A 14,799-nucleotide genomic window follows, 5' to 3' on the forward strand; every position below is an offset into this window, starting at 1 on the left:
GCCACCCCCGGGAGGCCGTCACAGTGTCACGCGACACGCCGGGGCGAAAGTGCCTCAGCGCTAAATGTTCGAGCGGAAACAAGATCGTTGCGGCGCCGATATCTCACCGCTGAGGCATCGCCCGGTACGGTCGGCGGGGTGAGCGCTCCAGGCCCCGGAGAGGGCGTCCGGCACGTCTCCCTGCGCAGCGGCGTCTACGCCGACTCCGTCCGGTTGATGCAGGTCAGCCGCGACGTCGGCGCCCGTGAGGGGGTCATCGCGGTGCTCGTCGCGATGGCCACCCCGCTCAACGTCGACCTCGCCGCCGGCATGGGGTTCACCCCCGACCGGACGCCGTCGCCCGACCAGTTGCTCATCGCCGTCCGAGCCGTCGACGACGACGTGCTGGCCGCCGCGGTGGCCGCCGTCGACGCCGCCCTGGCCGAGCGCGAGCGCTCCCGCGCCTCCGCCGACGCGCAGCCGGCGCGCACGATCGCCGCCGGCCTCGACGACCTCGAGGGCGACGGCCCGGCGCTGGCGATCGTCAGCGTGCCCGGGCAGTACGCGGCGCTCGAGGCCGCCGACGCGATCGCCGCTGGCCGCAGCGTGCTCGTCTTCTCCGACGGCGTGCCGGTCGAGCAGGAGGTGGCGCTCAAGCGGGCCGCCCACGAGGCCGGGGTGCTGGTCATGGGCCCCGACTGCGGCACCGCGATCGTGTCCGGCGTGGCGCTGGGCTTCGCCAACGTCGTCCGCCCGGGCCCGGTGGGCGTCGTCGCGGCGTCGGGGACCGGTGCGCAGCAGGTGTCCTGCCTGCTGGACGCGGCCGGCGTCGGCGTCTCGCACGTCCTCGGTGTGGGCGGTCGCGACCTGTCCGAGGCCGTCGGCGGGCTGGCCACCCTCGACGCGCTGTCGGCGCTGGACGCCGACCCGGCCACCGAGCGGGTGCTCGTCGTCTCCAAGCCGCCGGCGCCGTCGGTGGCCGAGGCGGTCGCCCGGGCCGCCGCCGGGCTGTCCACCCCCGTGCGGTCGGCGGCGCTGAGCCCGGAGACGCCGGACCTCACCGCCGCCGTCGAGGCGCTGCTGGGCGACCTCGGGCTCGACGTCCCGATCTGGCCCTCGCGCCCGGGGCCGGCCGAGGCAGCGCTGCCCGGCGCGGTCCTCAAGGGCCTCTACTCCGGCGGCACGCTCGCCGACGAGGCGATGCTGATCGCCGCGCCCGTCCTCGGCGACGTCCGCTCCAACACCCCGCTGCGGCCCGAGCTGGACCTCGGCACGGACCTGTCCGCTGCCGGCCACGTGGTCGTCGACTTCGGCGACGACGCCCTGACCGTGGGCCGCGCGCACCCGATGATCGACCCGACGCTGCGGCTGGAGGCGATCGCCCGGCTCGCGGCGAGCGGGGAGCCCGCGGTCCTGCTGCTCGACGTCGTCCTCGGCCACGGTGCCGACGCCGACCCCGCCGCCGCGTTGGCGCCCGCGCTGACCGCCGCGCGGGCGCAGGCGCACCTGCCCGTCGTCGTCGCGCTGGTCGGCACCGAGGCCGACCCGCAGGGCTGGAGCCGGCAGGCCGACGCCCTCGCCGCGGCCGGTGCCGCGGTCTTCGCCTCCAACGCCGCGGCCACGCGGTACGCCCTCGACCTGCTGGGAGCCTCGCGATGAGCCTGGGTGGACTGCTGGACGGCCCCCCGGCCGTCGTCGCCGCGGGGGTCGAGGTGTTCTCCGGCGCGCTGCGCGCCCAGGGGGCGTCGGTGGCCGACGTCGACTGGCGGCCGCCGACCATCGGCGACCCCGCCGACCTCACCGCGCTGGCCCTCGACCCGCGCCGCGCCGCGGCCAACCGGACCGCGGTCGAGCGGGTGCTGGCGGCCGGGTCGGTGCTGACCGACGTCCGGCCCGCCCGGGAGACCCTCGGCCTCGAGGGCCGCGTCCTGCTGCACTCCGGTCCGCCGCTGACCTGGGAGGCGGCGTCGGGGCCGATGCGCGGGGCGCTGATCGGCGCGTGCCTGTTCGAGGGCTGGGCGTCGACGGTCGAGGAGGCCGAGGCGCTGCTGGCCTCCGGCGGCGTGACGCTCGACCCCTGCCACCACCACTCCGCCGTCGGCCCGATGGCCGGCGTGACCAGTCCGTCGATGTGGACCTGGTGCCTGGAGGACCCGGTCAACGGCGGGACGGCCTACTGCAACCTCAACGAGGGCCTGGGCAAGGTGCTGCGGATGGGCGCCTTCAACGAGGAGGTGCTCACCCGGCTGGCCTGGATGCGCGACGTCCTCGGCCCGCTGCTGTCGCGCGCGGTACGCTCGATGGCCGAGCCGCTGGACGTGAAGTCCGTCCTCGCTCAGATGCTGCAGATGGGCGACGAGGGCCACAACCGCAACCGCGCCGGCTCGCTGATGACCCTGCGCGAGCTGTCCCCGGCGATCGTCGCCCTCGACGCGCCGTCGGCCGAGACCGCGGCGGCGCTCGCGTTCATCGGCGGCAACGAGCACTTCTTCCTCAACCTCGGCATGCCGACGGCGAAGCTCGCGATGGACGCCGCCCGCGACGTCCCCGGCTCGACGATGGTCACCGTGATGGCGCGCAACGGCACCGAGTTCGGCGTGCAGACGGCGGGCACCGGCGACCGCTGGTTCACCGGCCCCGCGCAGACGCCGGTCGGCCTGTTCCTCGGCGACTACGGGCCCGAGGACGCCAACCCCGACATCGGCGACTCCGCGATCATGGAGACCTACGGTGTCGGCGGGTTCTCGATGGCCGCCGCGCCGGCGATCGTGCGGTTCGTGGGCGGCAGCGTGCCCGACGCGCTGGCCACCACCGAGCGGATGTACCAGCTGACCCTCGCCGAGAACCCGGCGATGGCGATCCCGATCCTCGGCTTCCGCGGTGCCCCGACCGGCATCGACGTCCTGTCGGTGGCCCGCACCGGCTGGCTGCCGCAGATCAACACCGGCATGGCCGGGCGGGTGGCCGGCACCGGACAGGTCGGCGCGGGGCTCGTACAGCCGCCGCGGGAGTGCTTCGAGCAGGCGCTGGCCGCCCTCGCCCAGGAGGCCCGCGCCGCGGCGTGATCTCGACCTGACCGGCCTCCCTGCAGGGGCCCGCCGCGAGCCTGCGAGTGGTGGGGGGCAGGGAGGTCCTTACTCGCAGGTGAGCAGGGTGTGCAGCGCCGCGGCCAGGCCGTCGCCGCCGGTCAGCGGCGCGGGGAAGGGAACGCGCAGGTCGTAGCAGGACGACCGCGCCTCGACGCGGAAGCGCACGCCGTGCCGGTCCAGGCCGAGCAGGCGGACGTCGTCGCGCGCTCCGGCCCAGGCCTGCACCCGCCCGAGCAGGCGGTCCAGCGCGTCGGCGTGCGCGGCGGCGAGGCCGGACTCCTCCGCGCTCACCGGGTCCGGCCGCGCGGCGGTGAAGTCGTCCGGGTCGACCTCGGCCGTCGTCCCGGCGTCGGTGAGCAGGACCTCCGCCAGGTCGAGACGGACGAGCACGGCGCCGAGGCCGACGTCGAGCAGCGCGTCCGACGGGCGGACCTCGGCCAGGTCGAGCAGGGACCGCTGCACGTCGGCCGGGTGGACCGGCGCGAGCCAGCCCGACAGCGACACCCGCCCGCGCAGGGGGTGCTGGACGGGGAAGGGCGCGCGGTCGGTGACGGTGAGCCGCGCCGGGAGGTCGCCCAGCGGCGAGGTCCGCAGCGCGCCGGCCAGCCGCCCGTCCGACGGGACGACGACGAGCACCTGCCCGGCGGCGGTCGTCCCGCTCACCGTGACCTCGACCGCGCCGACGCCGACCGCGTGCAGGGCCGCCGAGGCCCGGGCGGCCACCGTGCGGGCGCGCTCGGCCGGCAGCGGCTGCGGGATGCCGGTGGTGCCCGACCCGGCGCGGGGGGAGGAGCCGGCGGTCATGGGATCACCTCGGTGGTCGGAATGTACGTTAGGTCAGGCAAACCTAACCTGACTCAGGAGGTCCGGGTGAACACCCCTCGTCCCAAGGTCCGCCTCAGCCGCCGGCTGGGCCTGGCCCTGACGCCGAAGGCCGTCAGCTACTTCGAGCGCCGCCCGTACCCGCCGGGCGAGCACGGCCGCAAGCGCAAGCAGCAGAGCGACTACTCCACGCGGCTGCTGGAGAAGCAGCGGCTGCGGGCGCAGTACGACGTCAGCGAGACCCAGCTGCGTCGCGCCTTCGACCGCGCGCGGCGGACCGGCGGCAAGACCGGCGAGGCGCTGATCCAGGACCTCGAGTCGCGGCTGGACGCCACGGTGCTGCGGGCCGGTTTCGCGCGGACCATCTACCAGGCCCGCCAGTTCGTCACCCACCAGCACGTGCTGGTCAACGGCCGCCGGGTGGACCGCCCCTCCTACCGGCTGCGCCCCGGCGACTGGATCTCCATCGCCGGGAAGTCGCGCACCAAGGAGCCGTTCCAGGTCGCCGCCGCCGGCGCGCACGCCGACGCCCCGGCCTACCTCGAGGTGCGCCTGGCCGACCTCACCGCCCGGGTGGAGCGCGTCCCCGCCCGCGAGGAGGTCCCGGTGGTGTGCGAGGAGCAGTTGGTCGTGGAGTACTACTCCCGCTGACCGAGCACGCCGACGTCGTCGGCGAACGACAGCCGCGCGGCGGTGGCGCCCTGCAGGTCCTCCCGGGTCAGCCCGGCGACCATCTCGCGGACCAGGAAGCCGTCGGCGGTGACGTCGAGGACGGCGAGGTCGGTGTAGACGCGGTCGACGACGCCGGCGGCCGTGAGCGGGTAGGTGCAGCGCGGCACGAGCTTGGGCTCACCGGCCTTCGTCGTGTGCGTCGTCATGACCAGCACCCGCCGCGCGCCGACGGCGAGGTCCATCGCGCCGCCCACCGCCGGCGGGTGCGAGGCGTCGTCGGTGGCCCAGTTGGCGAGGTCGCCGCGCTCGGACACCTGGAAGGCGCCGAGCACGGTGAGGTCGACGTGGCCGCCGCGCATCATCAGGAACGCGTCGGTGTGGTGGAAGAACGCCCCGCCGGGCAGGAGGGTCACCGGCTGCTTGCCGGCGTTGATCAGCTCGGGGTCCTCCTCGCCCGGCGCCGGGGCGGGGCCCATCCCGAGGATGCCGTTCTCGGAGTGGTAGACGACCTCCTTGTCGGCGCCCACGCAGTCGGCGACCAGCGTCGGCAGCCCGATGCCGAGGTTGACGTAGGCGCCGTCGGGGATGTCCCGGGCGATCCGCCGGGCGACGTCCCGCAGGTCCAGCCTCACGCTGCCTCCACCCTCACCACGCGGTCGACGAAGATCCCCGGCGTCACGATCGTCTCGGGGTCCAGCTCACCGAGCTCCACGAACTCGTCCACCTGGACGACGGTCAGCGCGGCGGCGGCGGCCATCGTCGGGCCGAAGTTCCGCGCGGCGGTGCGGTAGACGAGGTTGCCCCAGCGGTCGGCGCGGGCCGCCTTCACCAGGGCGACGTCGCCGGGCAGGGGCTCCTCGAACACGTGCCGGCGGCCGTCGATCACCCGCACCTCCTTGCCCTCGGCGAGCCGGGTGTCCGCGCCGGTCGGGGTGAAGAACCCGCCGAGCCCCGCGGCCGCGGCGCGCATCCGCTCGCTCAGCGTGCCCTGGGGGACGAGCTCGAGCTCCACCTCGCCGGCCCGCCAGCGCTCCTCGAACCAGATCGAACCGGCCGAGCGGGGATAGGAGCACACGATCTTGCGGACCCGACGCTCGCGCAGCAGCGCGGCGACGTCGGTCTCGCCGGAGCCGGCGTTGTTGGTGACGACGGTCAGGTCGGTGGTGCCGCGGTCGAGCAGCGCGTGCACCAGCTCCACCGGGACGCCGGAGGCGCCGAACCCACCGACGAGCACGGTGGCGCCGTCCTCGATGCCCTCGACGGCGTCGGCCAGCGACGCGACCCGCTTGTCGATCACGTGTCCCCTCCCGTTTCGGTCGGCCTGACGCTAACCGGCTGGCGGACCCGCGGCTCGACCCGCCAGGCTGCTGCCCGTGTGGCAGATCGGATCCCCGGGCGGCGAGGACGGCCCCGACGAGGAGTTCCTGCGCCGGATGGGCCCACCGGACAACGAGCTGCCGGTGGCGCTGCCGGTGAACGCACTCCTGGCGCGCACCGGGGACGCGGCGATCGCCGTGGTGGGCCTGCAGGTGTACTCGGCCGGCGTCTCGATGACCCTCCTCGTCCGGGTCCGCGATGCGCTGTCGCCGCGGCGGGGGCTGCACGAGCTGGTGCACGGCTTCGGCGGACCCGGCCTGCTCGTCGGGGTCGGCCTGGCCGACGGCCGGCGGGTGGCCAGCGGCGGCGTGGCCCGCAACGACCCGGACCTGGTCTGGCAGCCGACAGGAGGCAGCGGCGACGACCGCTCCGTCGAGCAGGGCTGGTGGCTCTCCCCGCTGCCACCGGACGGTCCGCTCACCCTCGTCGTCCGCTGCCCGGAGCTCGGCATCGAGGAGGTGGCCACCGAGCTCGACGGGACGGCGATCCGGGCGGCCGCGGCGGGCGTGGTGGAGCTGTGGCCGTGGACGCCGCCGTCCCCCGGGATCCCCGACCTCCCCCCGCCGGACCTGCCGCCGGGGTCGTGGTTCGCGGGGCCGTGAGGCGCGACGACGTCGTCCGGGTCAGCAAGCGGCTCTCCTCCGTGCTGCGGCACCGGCCCGACAGCGTGGGACTGACCCTCGACGACGCCGGCTGGGTCGACGTCGACGCCCTGCTGGCGGCCCTCGCGGCGCACGGGCTGCCGCTGACCCGCGAGGACCTCGACCGCGTCGTCGCCGGCAACGACAAGCGGCGCTTCGCCTTCGACGACGGCGGCACCCGGATCCGCGCCAGCCAGGGGCACAGCGTGGCCGTGGCGCTCGGGTACGCCGCCGAGCCGCCGCCCGACGTCCTCTTCAACGGCACGCCGGTGCGCAACCTGCCGGCGATCCTCGCCGAGGGGCTGCGGCCGGGGAACCGGCACGCGGTGCACCTGAGCCCCGACGAGGCCACCGCGCGGACGGTGGGGGAGCGCCGCGGGCGGGCCGCCGTCCTGCGCGTGGACGCCGCTGGCCTCGCCGCCACCGGGGCGGCCTTCACCCGGTCGGCCAACGGCGTGTGGCTGGTCGGCGCCGTGCCGCCGGCCTTCCTCACCGTCCTCGACGACTAGCCCGCCGCAGCGGTCGCCCGCCGCCCGGGCGCGGCCGAGGATGGGACCCGATGCGCATCGACCTGGACGGCCGCACCGCCGTCGTCACCGGCTCCTCCCAGGGCATCGGCCTGGCCATCGCCACCGGCCTGGCCCGCGCCGGCGCCGCCGTCGTCCTCACCGGCCGCGATCCCGCGAAGCTCGAGGCGGCCGCCGCCGGCGTCGACGGCGCGGTGCGCACCGTGGCCGGCGACGTCACCACCGACGAGGGCACCGCCGCCCTGCTCGCGGCCGTCCCCGACGCCGACGTCCTGGTCAACAACCTCGGCGTCTTCGGCGCCCGGCCGGCGCTGGAGATCACCGACGACGAGTGGCGCCGCTACTTCGAGACCAACGTGCTCACCGCCGTGCGGCTCACCCGCGCCTACCTGCCCGGCATGCGGGACCGCGGCTGGGGGCGGGTGCAGTACATCGCCAGCGACTCCGCGGTCGCCATCCCCGCCGAGATGGTCCACTACGGCGTCTCCAAGACGGCGCTGCTCGCGGTCTCGCGCGGCTTCGCCAAGGAGGCGGCCGGCTCCGGCGTGACGGTGAACTCGGTGATCGCCGGGCCCACGCACACCGGCGGCGTCGAGGAGTTCGTGTACTCGCTCGTCGCCCGCGACCTGCCGTGGGACGAGGCGCAGCGGCGGTTCATGCGCGAGCACCGCCCGGCCTCGCTGCTGCAGCGGCTGATCGAGCCGGAGGAGATCGCGAACATGTGCGTCTACCTGGCCTCGCCGCTGGCCTCGGCCACGACCGGCGGCGCGCTGCGGGTCGACGGCGGCTACGTCGACTCGATCCTGCCCTGAGCGGGACCCGCGGGACGGCGCCCCGCGGGTCCCGCCGGCTCAGGCCTCGATGATCGCGGCGACCGGGCCACCGCCGGAGGGGCCCTGGTGCACCGCGGCCACCGACACGAACACCGCCGGGTCGCCGGTCACCGACGCCGCGACGCCGCCGACCGTGGCCTTGATCTGCCGGTGCCAGAAGACGTCGGAGTCGTCGAGCATCGCGTTGCGCCGGCCGCGGACGTAACCGGTCGGGTCGGCCTCGCACTTGAGGAACACGTTGACCAGCCGGCCGCCGAGGTCGCTCACGTGCGGCCGCTCGGGCAGGTCGAGCCCGGCCTGGCGGATGGCGTCCCAGATGCCGTCCTGGTCGAGCGCGTCCTTCATGACCGAGTGGCCGATCCGGTACCTCCCGCCGTGCCCGCGGGCGTTGCCGACGACGACGATCTGGGCCCGGTCGAGCTCCACGCCCGACGAGCACGAGGCGACGGCGCTGAACAGCGACAGGTCGCGCATGACCTGCGACTGCTCCGGCATCTCGATCTCGCCGAGCGCCACCGCGATGCCCAGCGCCGTCGTGCCGTTGGACAGGTCCATCGAGCCGTGCGGCTCGTCGTAGTACGTGTCCTTGCCGCGGCTCTTGGCCTCACGGATGGTCTCGATGGTCAGCAGCGGCGTCTTCGTCTGCACGTAGTGGACGTCGGCCGGGTCGGTGATCCCGGCGGCCTCCATCGCGCGGCGCACGCCCTCGGCGACCTTCTCCACCATCGTGATGCGGCCGATGTCCTCGGGCAGCAGGACGTCGCTCATCGCGTAGCCGACGGTCAGCCGCGGCTCGTCGGTCTTCTCGACGGCGTCCTCGGGCAGCGTGGCGAAGATCGTGGCGTGCGGGCTGATGACGCCGTCGGTGCCGCCGGACCACACGATCGGGATCTCCCCGACCTCCTCCTTGCTGCGGGTGCCCTTCTCCAGGAGCACCTCGCGGAAGGCGCGGTCGGCGATGATGCGGGTGTAGTCGTTGACGCCGCCGTTGCCCTCGGTCTTGCCGATGACGGCGACGACCCGGTCGGCCTCCATGACGCCGTCGTCGATGAGCTTGGCCAGCTCGCTGGCGTCGCTCACGTTGTGCAGCGGGACCTTGCGGACCTCGATCGGTGCGGGCACGGGCTCTCCTTCAGGGGGTGGTCAACACGGTGCCGACGGCGTCACCGGTGACGGCGTCGGCGATGTTCTCGAGCGAGGTGACGACGGCGCGCTCGCCGCCGCCCTCCACGAAGCGCAGGGCGGCCTCGACCTTCGGGCCCATGCTGCCGCTGCCGAACTCCCCGGCCGCGGCGTGGGCGCGCAGCTCGGCGGGGGTGACCCGGCCCAGCGGGCGGGCGGCGTCGGTGCCCCAGCCGACGACGACGTGCGGCACGTCGGTGGCGACGACGAGGGTGTCCGCGCCCAGCTCGCGGGCCAGCAGCGCGGCGGTGAGGTCCTTGTCGATGACCGCCTCGACGCCGGCCAGCGGCCCGCCGCCCTCGACGACGGGCACACCGCCGCCCCCGGCGCACACGACGACGAACCCGGCCGCGATCAGTGCCGCGATGGCCGGCGCGTCGACGACCGACCGCGGCTCCGGCGAGGCCACGACCCGCCGCCAGCCGCGCGCGCCGCGGTCCTCCCACCGCTGGCCCAGCGCCACGAAGCGCGCGGCCTCGTCCGCGGGCAGGTACCGGCCGACCGGCTTCGACGGCGTCGCGAAGTGCGGGTCGGCGGGGTCGACGAGCGTGCGGGTGACCAGCGCCGCCGTCCGCCGGTCCAGCCCGCGGGCGGCCAGGGCGGCGTCGAGCTCGTCGGCGAGCGTGAAGCCGACCGTGGCCTGCGTCTGGGCCACGCACCAGTCCAGCGGCACCGGCGGCACGACCGCGGCGGCCATCTCGTTCTTGACCAGCAGGTTGCCCACCTGCGGCCCGTTGCCGTGGGTGAGCACGACCTCGACGCCGGTGGCGACCACCTCGGCGACGGCCGCGGCGGCGACGGCGAGAGCGGCGCGCTGGGCGGCCGGCGTCGCCGAGCCGTCCGGGCCGGTCATCGCGTTGCCGCCCAGCGCGATCACGGCACGGCGGCAGGCGGTCACCCCGGCGACCCTAGCGCCATCTCTCTTAGCGGTGAAGTAATTGCCGGGACGACGTCGCTTCCGCGGACCAGGCACCGGCGGGACGATCCGGGGACCCGGAGGAGGCGGCCATGCGCATCCGCTTCGGCTTCGACACCCGCGCGACCCCCGCGCAGGTCCTCGAGGCGTTCACCGACGTCGGCGACCGCCGGCTCGAGATCTGGTCGAAGACCCTGGACCCGGCGAAGTACGAGGTGCGGGAGGCCGGCGACGGCTGGGCCGTGATCCGGGAGGGCAGCGCGGGGGTCCCCTTCTGGGTGCTGCTGCGCTACGAGTGGCCGGCCCGGGACCGCATCACCTGGACCCTGCTCGACAGCGACCACTGCGACCGCGGCACCGGCGACATCCGGATCGCCCCACGCGACGGCGGCGGGAGCCGGGTCGAGGTCACCATGCGCCACGGCGGCGGCCGGGGACTCCGCGGCCGGGCCGTGCTGCTCGTCCAGGGGCTGGTGGCCCCGGTCGCCCTCCGCCGGGTGTGGCGCGCCGCGCTGGACCGCCTCGCCGGCTGAGGTCAGCGGTGCCAGAAGTCGAACCGGTCGCGCCCCGGGCGGAAGCCGGCCGCCTCGACGACGTCGACGGCGAGGTCGAAGCGCTGCCCGACCGCGCCCGGCTGGTGGGCGTCGCTGCCGAAGCTGATCGCCTCGCCGCCCTCCTCGCGGAACCAGCGCACCTGGTCGACCGAGGCCAGCGGGCTGCTGGTGTTGACCTCGAGCGCCCGGCCGGTGCCGGCCAGTGCGCGGAACACCGCGCGGTACTCCTCCTCGTAGTCCTTCTCCACGTACCGGTGCGGGCCGCCGGGCCAGTACCGCCGCGGGAAGTCCACGTGCGCGAGCACCTGGAAGACGTCGCTGCTCTCCACCATGTCGACGACCTCGGCGAGGTAGCGGCGCATCGTGCCGTCGGCGTCCTGGTAGAGCAGCTGGCCGACGCCGTAGAGCCGGTCGCCGTCGTGCAGCGAGTGCAGCGAGCCGAGGACCCGGTCGACCGGTGCGCCGGCGAGGTGGGCGGCGATGCTGGCCGAGAACAGGTGCGGTTCGCCGGCCTCGACGCCGGACCAGATCCGCAGCTCGGGGAACCGCTCGCGGACCTCGGCCAGCTCGGCCCAGTAGCCCTCGGTGTCGATGGGGGCGTGCCGCGAGGCGTGCCGGTCGACCAGGCCCAGGGTGGTGGCCCGGTCGTCGGCACCCCACACGGTGAAGTCGAGGTGCTCGGTGAAGGCGATCGCCGGCAACCCCAGCGCCACGGCCTGCTCGCACGCGCGAGCCATGGTCACGCTGCTCGGGGTGTCCCACGACCACCCGGTGTGCACGTGGTTGTCCGGCGGTCGCATCGTCCCCATCCTGCCCGTCGTCCCCAGGTCGCGCTCGCACGGTCCCGCTGTCGGCGTCCGCACCTACTGTCGGGAGCCATGACCACCGCCGCGCCGCCGTCCGATCTCGCCGCCGAGGCCCTCGGGGTCCTGCGCGAGCTGACCGGCCGTCCCGACGCGGTCTTCCGCGAGGGTCAGGACGCCGCCGTCGCCGCGCTGGTCGAGCGCTCCGAGCGGGCGCTGGTCGTGCAGCGGACCGGGTGGGGCAAGTCGGCGGTCTACTTCGTCTCCACCGCGCTGCTGCGCCGCCGCGGTGCCGGCCCCACGCTGCTGGTCAGCCCGCTGCTCGCCCTCATGCGCGACCAGGTGGCCGCCGCGGCCCGGGCCGGCATCCGCGCCGTCGAGATCTCCAGCGCCAACGCCACCGAGTGGGACGACGTCGCCGCTGCCCTAACCGCCGACGAGGTCGACGTCCTGCTCGTCTCCCCGGAGCGGCTCACCAACCCGCGCTTCCGCGAGGAGCAGCTGCCCGGCCTGGTCGCCCGCTGCGGCCTGCTCGTCGTCGACGAGGCGCACTGCGTCTCCGACTGGGGCCACGACTTCCGCCCCGACTACCGCCGCATCCGCGACCTGCTCGGCACCCTCCCGCCGGCCACGCCGGTCCTCGCGACGACGGCCACGGCCAACGAGCGCGTGGTGGCCGACGTCGCCGAGCAGCTCGGCGCCGGCGGTGTCGGGGTGACGACGGTCCGCGGCCCGCTGGCGCGCGACTCGCTGCGCCTGGGCGTGCTGCGGCTGCCCACCGACCGCGCCCGGCTGGCGTGGCTGGCCGCCCACCTCGGCGACCTCCCGGGCAGCGGCATCGTCTACACGCTCACCGTCGCCGCGGCCGAGGAGACGGCGGGGCTGCTGCGCGACGCCGGCCACGACGTACGCGCCTACACCGGCCGCCTCGACGACGCCGACCGCAAGGAGGCCGAGGAGGCGCTGCGGGAGAACCGGGTCAAGGCGCTGGTGGCCACCTCGGCGCTGGGAATGGGCTTCGACAAGCCCGACCTCGGCTTCGTCGTGCACCTCGGGGCGCCGTCGTCGCCGGTCAGCTACTACCAGCAGGTCGGCCGCGCCGGCCGCGCCGTCGAGCACGCCGACGTCCTGCTCCTGCCCGGCCCCGAGGACCTCGCCATCTGGCAGTGGTTCGCCACCTCGTCGATGCCGCGCGCGGACCACGCCGCCGCCGTCCTGTCCGCGATGGCCGACGGGAAGGCGTGGTCGGTCGCGCGGCTGGAGACGGTGGCCGACGTCCGCCGCTCCCGGCTCGAGCTGCTGCTCAAGGTCCTCGCCGTCGACGGCGCCGTGGAGCGGGTGCAGGGCGGCTGGCGGTCCACCGGCCGCCCGTGGGTCTACGACGGCGACCGCTACGCCCGCGTCGCCCGCACCCGCGAGGCCGAGCAGCGGGCGATGATCGCCTACGCGAAGCCGGTCGACGAGGCGCGCTGCCGGATGGCCTTCCTCCAGGAGGCGCTCGACGACCCGACCGCCGCGCCCTGCGGTCGCTGTGACGTCTGCGCCGGCCCCTGGTACCCGACCGACGTCCCCGAGGGGGCGGCGCAGGCGGCCTCGGCGGCGCTGGACCGGCCGGGCGTTGAGCTCGCGCCGCGCGCACAGTGGCCCACCGGCGCCGACCGCCTCGGCGTCGAGGTCAAGGGCAAGATCGCCGCCGGTGAGCTGCTCGATCCGGGCCGGGCCGTCGCCCGGCTCACCGACCTCGGCTGGGGACAGCGGCTGCGCACCCTGCTCGGAGACGACGGCGTCGGGGGCACGGTGACCCTCGACCTCGAGGCCCCGGGCCTGGAGGAGGACCCCGACGCCGCCTTCGACGTCCCGGTGCAGCGCTCGGTCTCCGACGTACCGCCCGACGACGACCTGCTCCGGGCGTGCGGGCGGGTGCTGGGGGCCTGGGACTGGGCGGAGCGGCCGGCTGCCGTCGTCGCCGTCCCCTCGCGCCGCCGGCCGCGGCTGGTGACCGGTGTGGCGCAGGGGCTCGCCCGGATGGGCCGCCTGCCCTACCTGGGCGAGATGTCCCTCGCCTCCGGCGGGCCGACCGGCGGCCCCGGGGGCAACAGCGCGTTCCGGCTCGCGGGCGTGTGGCAGCGGATCGTCGTCGGACCGGAGCTGCGGTCCCGGCTCGGGGAGCTGGGTGTCGTGCCGGTCCTGCTCGTCGACGACCTCGCCGACTCCCGCTGGACCATGACCGTCGCCGGACGGGAGCTGCGCCTGGCCGGCGCCTCCCGCGTGCTGCCGTTCGCGCTGGCACTCACCGCCTGAGGGCTCGTACACGTGTTCGATCGCGCGTAGCCTGCCGCCATGACGCTCGGGCACCAGCCGTCGATGTTCGACGTCGCCGAGGAGGCCGCCCTCACCCCGCTGCGGGGCCGGGTCCGGCGCCACGTGCTCAGCCGCGGAGCGTGGGTGGACCACCTCCCGGGGTGGGTCACCGGCTCCGACGAGGTCCTCGAGGCGTTGCTCGGGGACATCGGCTGGCGGGCCGACCGCCGGCAGATGTACGACCGCGAGGTCGCCGTCCCGCGCCTGCTGCGCTGGTACGGCCGCGGCGAGGTCCTGCCGCACCCGCTGCTCGCGGAGGCGCGCACCGCGCTGGACGCCCACTACGCCCCGGAGCTCGGCGAGCCGTTCGTCACCGCCGGCATGTGCCTGTACCGGGACGGTCGCGACAGCGTCGCCTGGCACGGCGACCGGCTGGGGCGCAGCCGCACCGAGGACACGATGGTCGCGATCGTCTCCTTCGGGTCGCCCCGGCCCCTGCTCCTCCGGCCCGTCGGCGGCGGGGAGGGACGGCGCTTCCCCCTGGGACACGGGGACCTGGTGGTGATGGGCGGCTCGTGCCAGCGCACGTGGGAGCACTGCATCCCGAAGACGACGCGACGGGTCGGACCGCGGATCAGCGTCCAGTTCCGCCCCGCCGGCGTGGCCTGAACACGGGGAATGCGCCGACCGTCCGGGCCGTTGCACCACCCGTCCGGAACGGCTCGCGAGGGCCTGGACGGACACGTGGGGGACCCCCCTGCACGACCCCTCTGAGGGCGTGTATGGTTCTCCCTGCACCGAGCGAGAACGGACCGGGTCGCAAGACCTGGGAAACCGCCGGACGAACCCCCGAGGTTCGACTGCTGCGGAGCTGGTGTACAGTGAGGACACCGCCTCGAACAAAGGCCGAAAAGGCTGGAGTACGAGCGCGTCCGCTCCTTGAGAACTCAACAGCGTGCCGAAAGTCAGTGCCAAGTAATAACCCCGTCCATGCCCTGTGGGGTGTGGTGGGTTCCTTTGGTTGATTGATCGAGATCTGTCAGGTCTCGGTTCTCAGCCGGTATCAGATCATCTACGGAGAGTTTGATCCTGGCTCAGGACGA

At 75.2% G+C, this 14,799-nt stretch carries 15 protein-coding genes; 9 read left to right on the top strand and 6 right to left on the bottom strand.

Going from position 1 to position 14,799, the window contains the following annotated elements:
* Positions 1 to 138 precede the first annotated feature (138 nt).
* Both FN207_RS27245 and FN207_RS04930 read left to right on the top strand, forming a co-directional pair.
* Positions 139 to 1,638, top strand: coding sequence for an AllF/FdrA family protein (locus FN207_RS27245; protein WP_221888028.1), 1,500 nt, complete (start codon positions 139 to 141; stop codon positions 1,636 to 1,638).
* Complete coding sequence (locus FN207_RS04930) at positions 1,635 to 3,044, top strand: YlbE family protein (protein ID WP_142457147.1); 1,410 nt, start codon at positions 1,635 to 1,637, stop codon at positions 3,042 to 3,044. The genes FN207_RS27245 and FN207_RS04930 overlap by 4 nt, the downstream gene beginning before the upstream one ends.
* A 69-nt stretch (positions 3,045 to 3,113) precedes the next feature.
* Here FN207_RS04930 and FN207_RS04935 read toward each other — a convergent pair whose 3' ends face one another.
* Entirely contained in the window at positions 3,114 to 3,872 is a 759-nt protein-coding gene (locus FN207_RS04935) for a DUF2470 domain-containing protein (protein WP_142457148.1), read from the bottom strand.
* 66 nt (positions 3,873 to 3,938) lie between these two features.
* Between FN207_RS04935 and rpsD the strand changes: the two genes are divergently transcribed.
* Positions 3,939 to 4,541: a 30S ribosomal protein S4 gene (gene rpsD / locus FN207_RS04940; RefSeq protein WP_142457149.1), complete on the top strand. Its 603-nt coding sequence runs from the start codon at positions 3,939 to 3,941 to the stop codon at positions 4,539 to 4,541.
* Here the strand turns inward: rpsD and FN207_RS04945 are convergent.
* Positions 4,529 to 5,194: a 3-oxoacid CoA-transferase subunit B gene (locus FN207_RS04945; RefSeq protein ID WP_142457150.1), complete on the bottom strand. Its 666-nt coding sequence runs from the start codon at positions 5,192 to 5,194 to the stop codon at positions 4,529 to 4,531. The two genes, rpsD and FN207_RS04945, sit on opposite strands and share 13 nt — an antisense overlap.
* Entirely contained in the window at positions 5,191 to 5,859 is a 669-nt protein-coding gene (locus tag FN207_RS04950) for a 3-oxoacid CoA-transferase subunit A (RefSeq protein WP_142457151.1), read from the bottom strand. Before FN207_RS04950 ends, FN207_RS04945 begins: the two co-directional genes overlap by 4 nt.
* Positions 5,860 to 5,935: 76 nt before the next feature.
* Between FN207_RS04950 and FN207_RS04955 the strand changes: the two genes are divergently transcribed.
* Genes FN207_RS04955 through FN207_RS04965 form a run of 3 tightly spaced genes read left to right on the top strand, consistent with a single transcriptional unit; the run spans position 5,936 to position 7,919 of the window.
* Positions 5,936 to 6,541 (top strand): hypothetical protein, encoded by a 606-nt coding sequence (locus tag FN207_RS04955; RefSeq protein ID WP_142457152.1) that lies wholly within the window; start codon positions 5,936 to 5,938, stop codon positions 6,539 to 6,541.
* Positions 6,538 to 7,089, top strand: coding sequence for an RNA 2'-phosphotransferase (locus FN207_RS04960; protein ID WP_142457153.1), 552 nt, complete (start codon positions 6,538 to 6,540; stop codon positions 7,087 to 7,089). Before FN207_RS04955 ends, FN207_RS04960 begins: the two co-directional genes overlap by 4 nt.
* Positions 7,090 to 7,139: 50 nt before the next feature.
* Positions 7,140 to 7,919 carry an SDR family NAD(P)-dependent oxidoreductase gene (locus FN207_RS04965; RefSeq protein WP_142457154.1) on the top strand — a complete coding sequence of 260 codons (780 nt, stop codon included), beginning with the start codon at positions 7,140 to 7,142 and terminating at the stop codon, positions 7,917 to 7,919.
* A gap of 39 nt (positions 7,920 to 7,958) precedes the next feature.
* On the opposite strand, the gene bar is transcribed toward FN207_RS04965, so the two are convergent.
* On the bottom strand, positions 7,959 to 9,062 hold the full coding sequence (gene bar / locus FN207_RS04970; protein WP_142457155.1) for a barbiturase: 1,104 nt from the start codon (positions 9,060 to 9,062) through the stop codon (positions 7,959 to 7,961).
* Between the two features lie 10 nt (positions 9,063 to 9,072).
* Positions 9,073 to 10,020, bottom strand: coding sequence for a carbamate kinase (locus tag FN207_RS04975; RefSeq protein ID WP_142457156.1), 948 nt, complete (start codon positions 10,018 to 10,020; stop codon positions 9,073 to 9,075).
* Between the two features lie 110 nt (positions 10,021 to 10,130).
* On the opposite strand from FN207_RS04975, the gene FN207_RS04980 reads away from it, so the two are divergent.
* The gene (locus FN207_RS04980; RefSeq protein ID WP_142457157.1) at positions 10,131 to 10,571 is read left to right on the top strand and encodes an SRPBCC family protein; all 441 of its coding nucleotides are present in this window, start codon (positions 10,131 to 10,133) and stop codon (positions 10,569 to 10,571) included.
* A 2-nt stretch (positions 10,572 to 10,573) separates the two neighbouring features.
* Here the strand turns inward: FN207_RS04980 and FN207_RS04985 are convergent, their stop codons facing one another.
* On the bottom strand, positions 10,574 to 11,392 hold the full coding sequence (locus tag FN207_RS04985) for a PHP domain-containing protein (protein ID WP_142457158.1): 819 nt from the start codon (positions 11,390 to 11,392) through the stop codon (positions 10,574 to 10,576).
* A 78-nt stretch (positions 11,393 to 11,470) separates the two neighbouring features.
* Here FN207_RS04985 and FN207_RS04990 point away from each other — a divergent pair, with 78 nt between their 5' ends.
* Positions 11,471 to 13,696: a RecQ family ATP-dependent DNA helicase gene (locus FN207_RS04990; RefSeq protein WP_142457159.1), complete on the top strand. Its 2,226-nt coding sequence runs from the start codon at positions 11,471 to 11,473 to the stop codon at positions 13,694 to 13,696.
* A gap of 39 nt (positions 13,697 to 13,735) precedes the next feature.
* A complete protein-coding gene (locus FN207_RS04995) occupies positions 13,736 to 14,365 on the top strand; it encodes an alpha-ketoglutarate-dependent dioxygenase AlkB (RefSeq protein WP_142457160.1) in 630 nt (209 codons plus the stop codon).
* The last annotated feature ends 434 nt before the right edge of the window (positions 14,366 to 14,799 follow it).

Origin of the sequence: Geodermatophilus aquaeductus, from assembly GCF_900182545.1 — a bacterium.
Classification (GTDB): Bacteria; Actinomycetota; Actinomycetes; order Mycobacteriales; family Geodermatophilaceae; genus Geodermatophilus; species Geodermatophilus aquaeductus.

Coding starts and splice junctions, on each gene's coding strand:
- FN207_RS04980 (WP_142457157.1), top strand. CDS start 10,131: ATGCGCATCCGCTTCGGCTTCGACACCCGCGCGACCCCCGCGCAGGTC.
- FN207_RS04995 (WP_142457160.1), top strand. CDS start 13,736: ATGACGCTCGGGCACCAGCCGTCGATGTTCGACGTCGCCGAGGAGGCC.
- FN207_RS04990 (WP_142457159.1), top strand. CDS start 11,471: ATGACCACCGCCGCGCCGCCGTCCGATCTCGCCGCCGAGGCCCTCGGG.
- FN207_RS04985 (WP_142457158.1), bottom strand. CDS start 11,392: ATGCGACCGCCGGACAACCACGTGCACACCGGGTGGTCGTGGGACACC.
- FN207_RS04930 (WP_142457147.1), top strand. CDS start 1,635: ATGAGCCTGGGTGGACTGCTGGACGGCCCCCCGGCCGTCGTCGCCGCG.
- FN207_RS04935 (WP_142457148.1), bottom strand. CDS start 3,872: ATGACCGCCGGCTCCTCCCCCCGCGCCGGGTCGGGCACCACCGGCATC.
- FN207_RS04965 (WP_142457154.1), top strand. CDS start 7,140: ATGCGCATCGACCTGGACGGCCGCACCGCCGTCGTCACCGGCTCCTCC.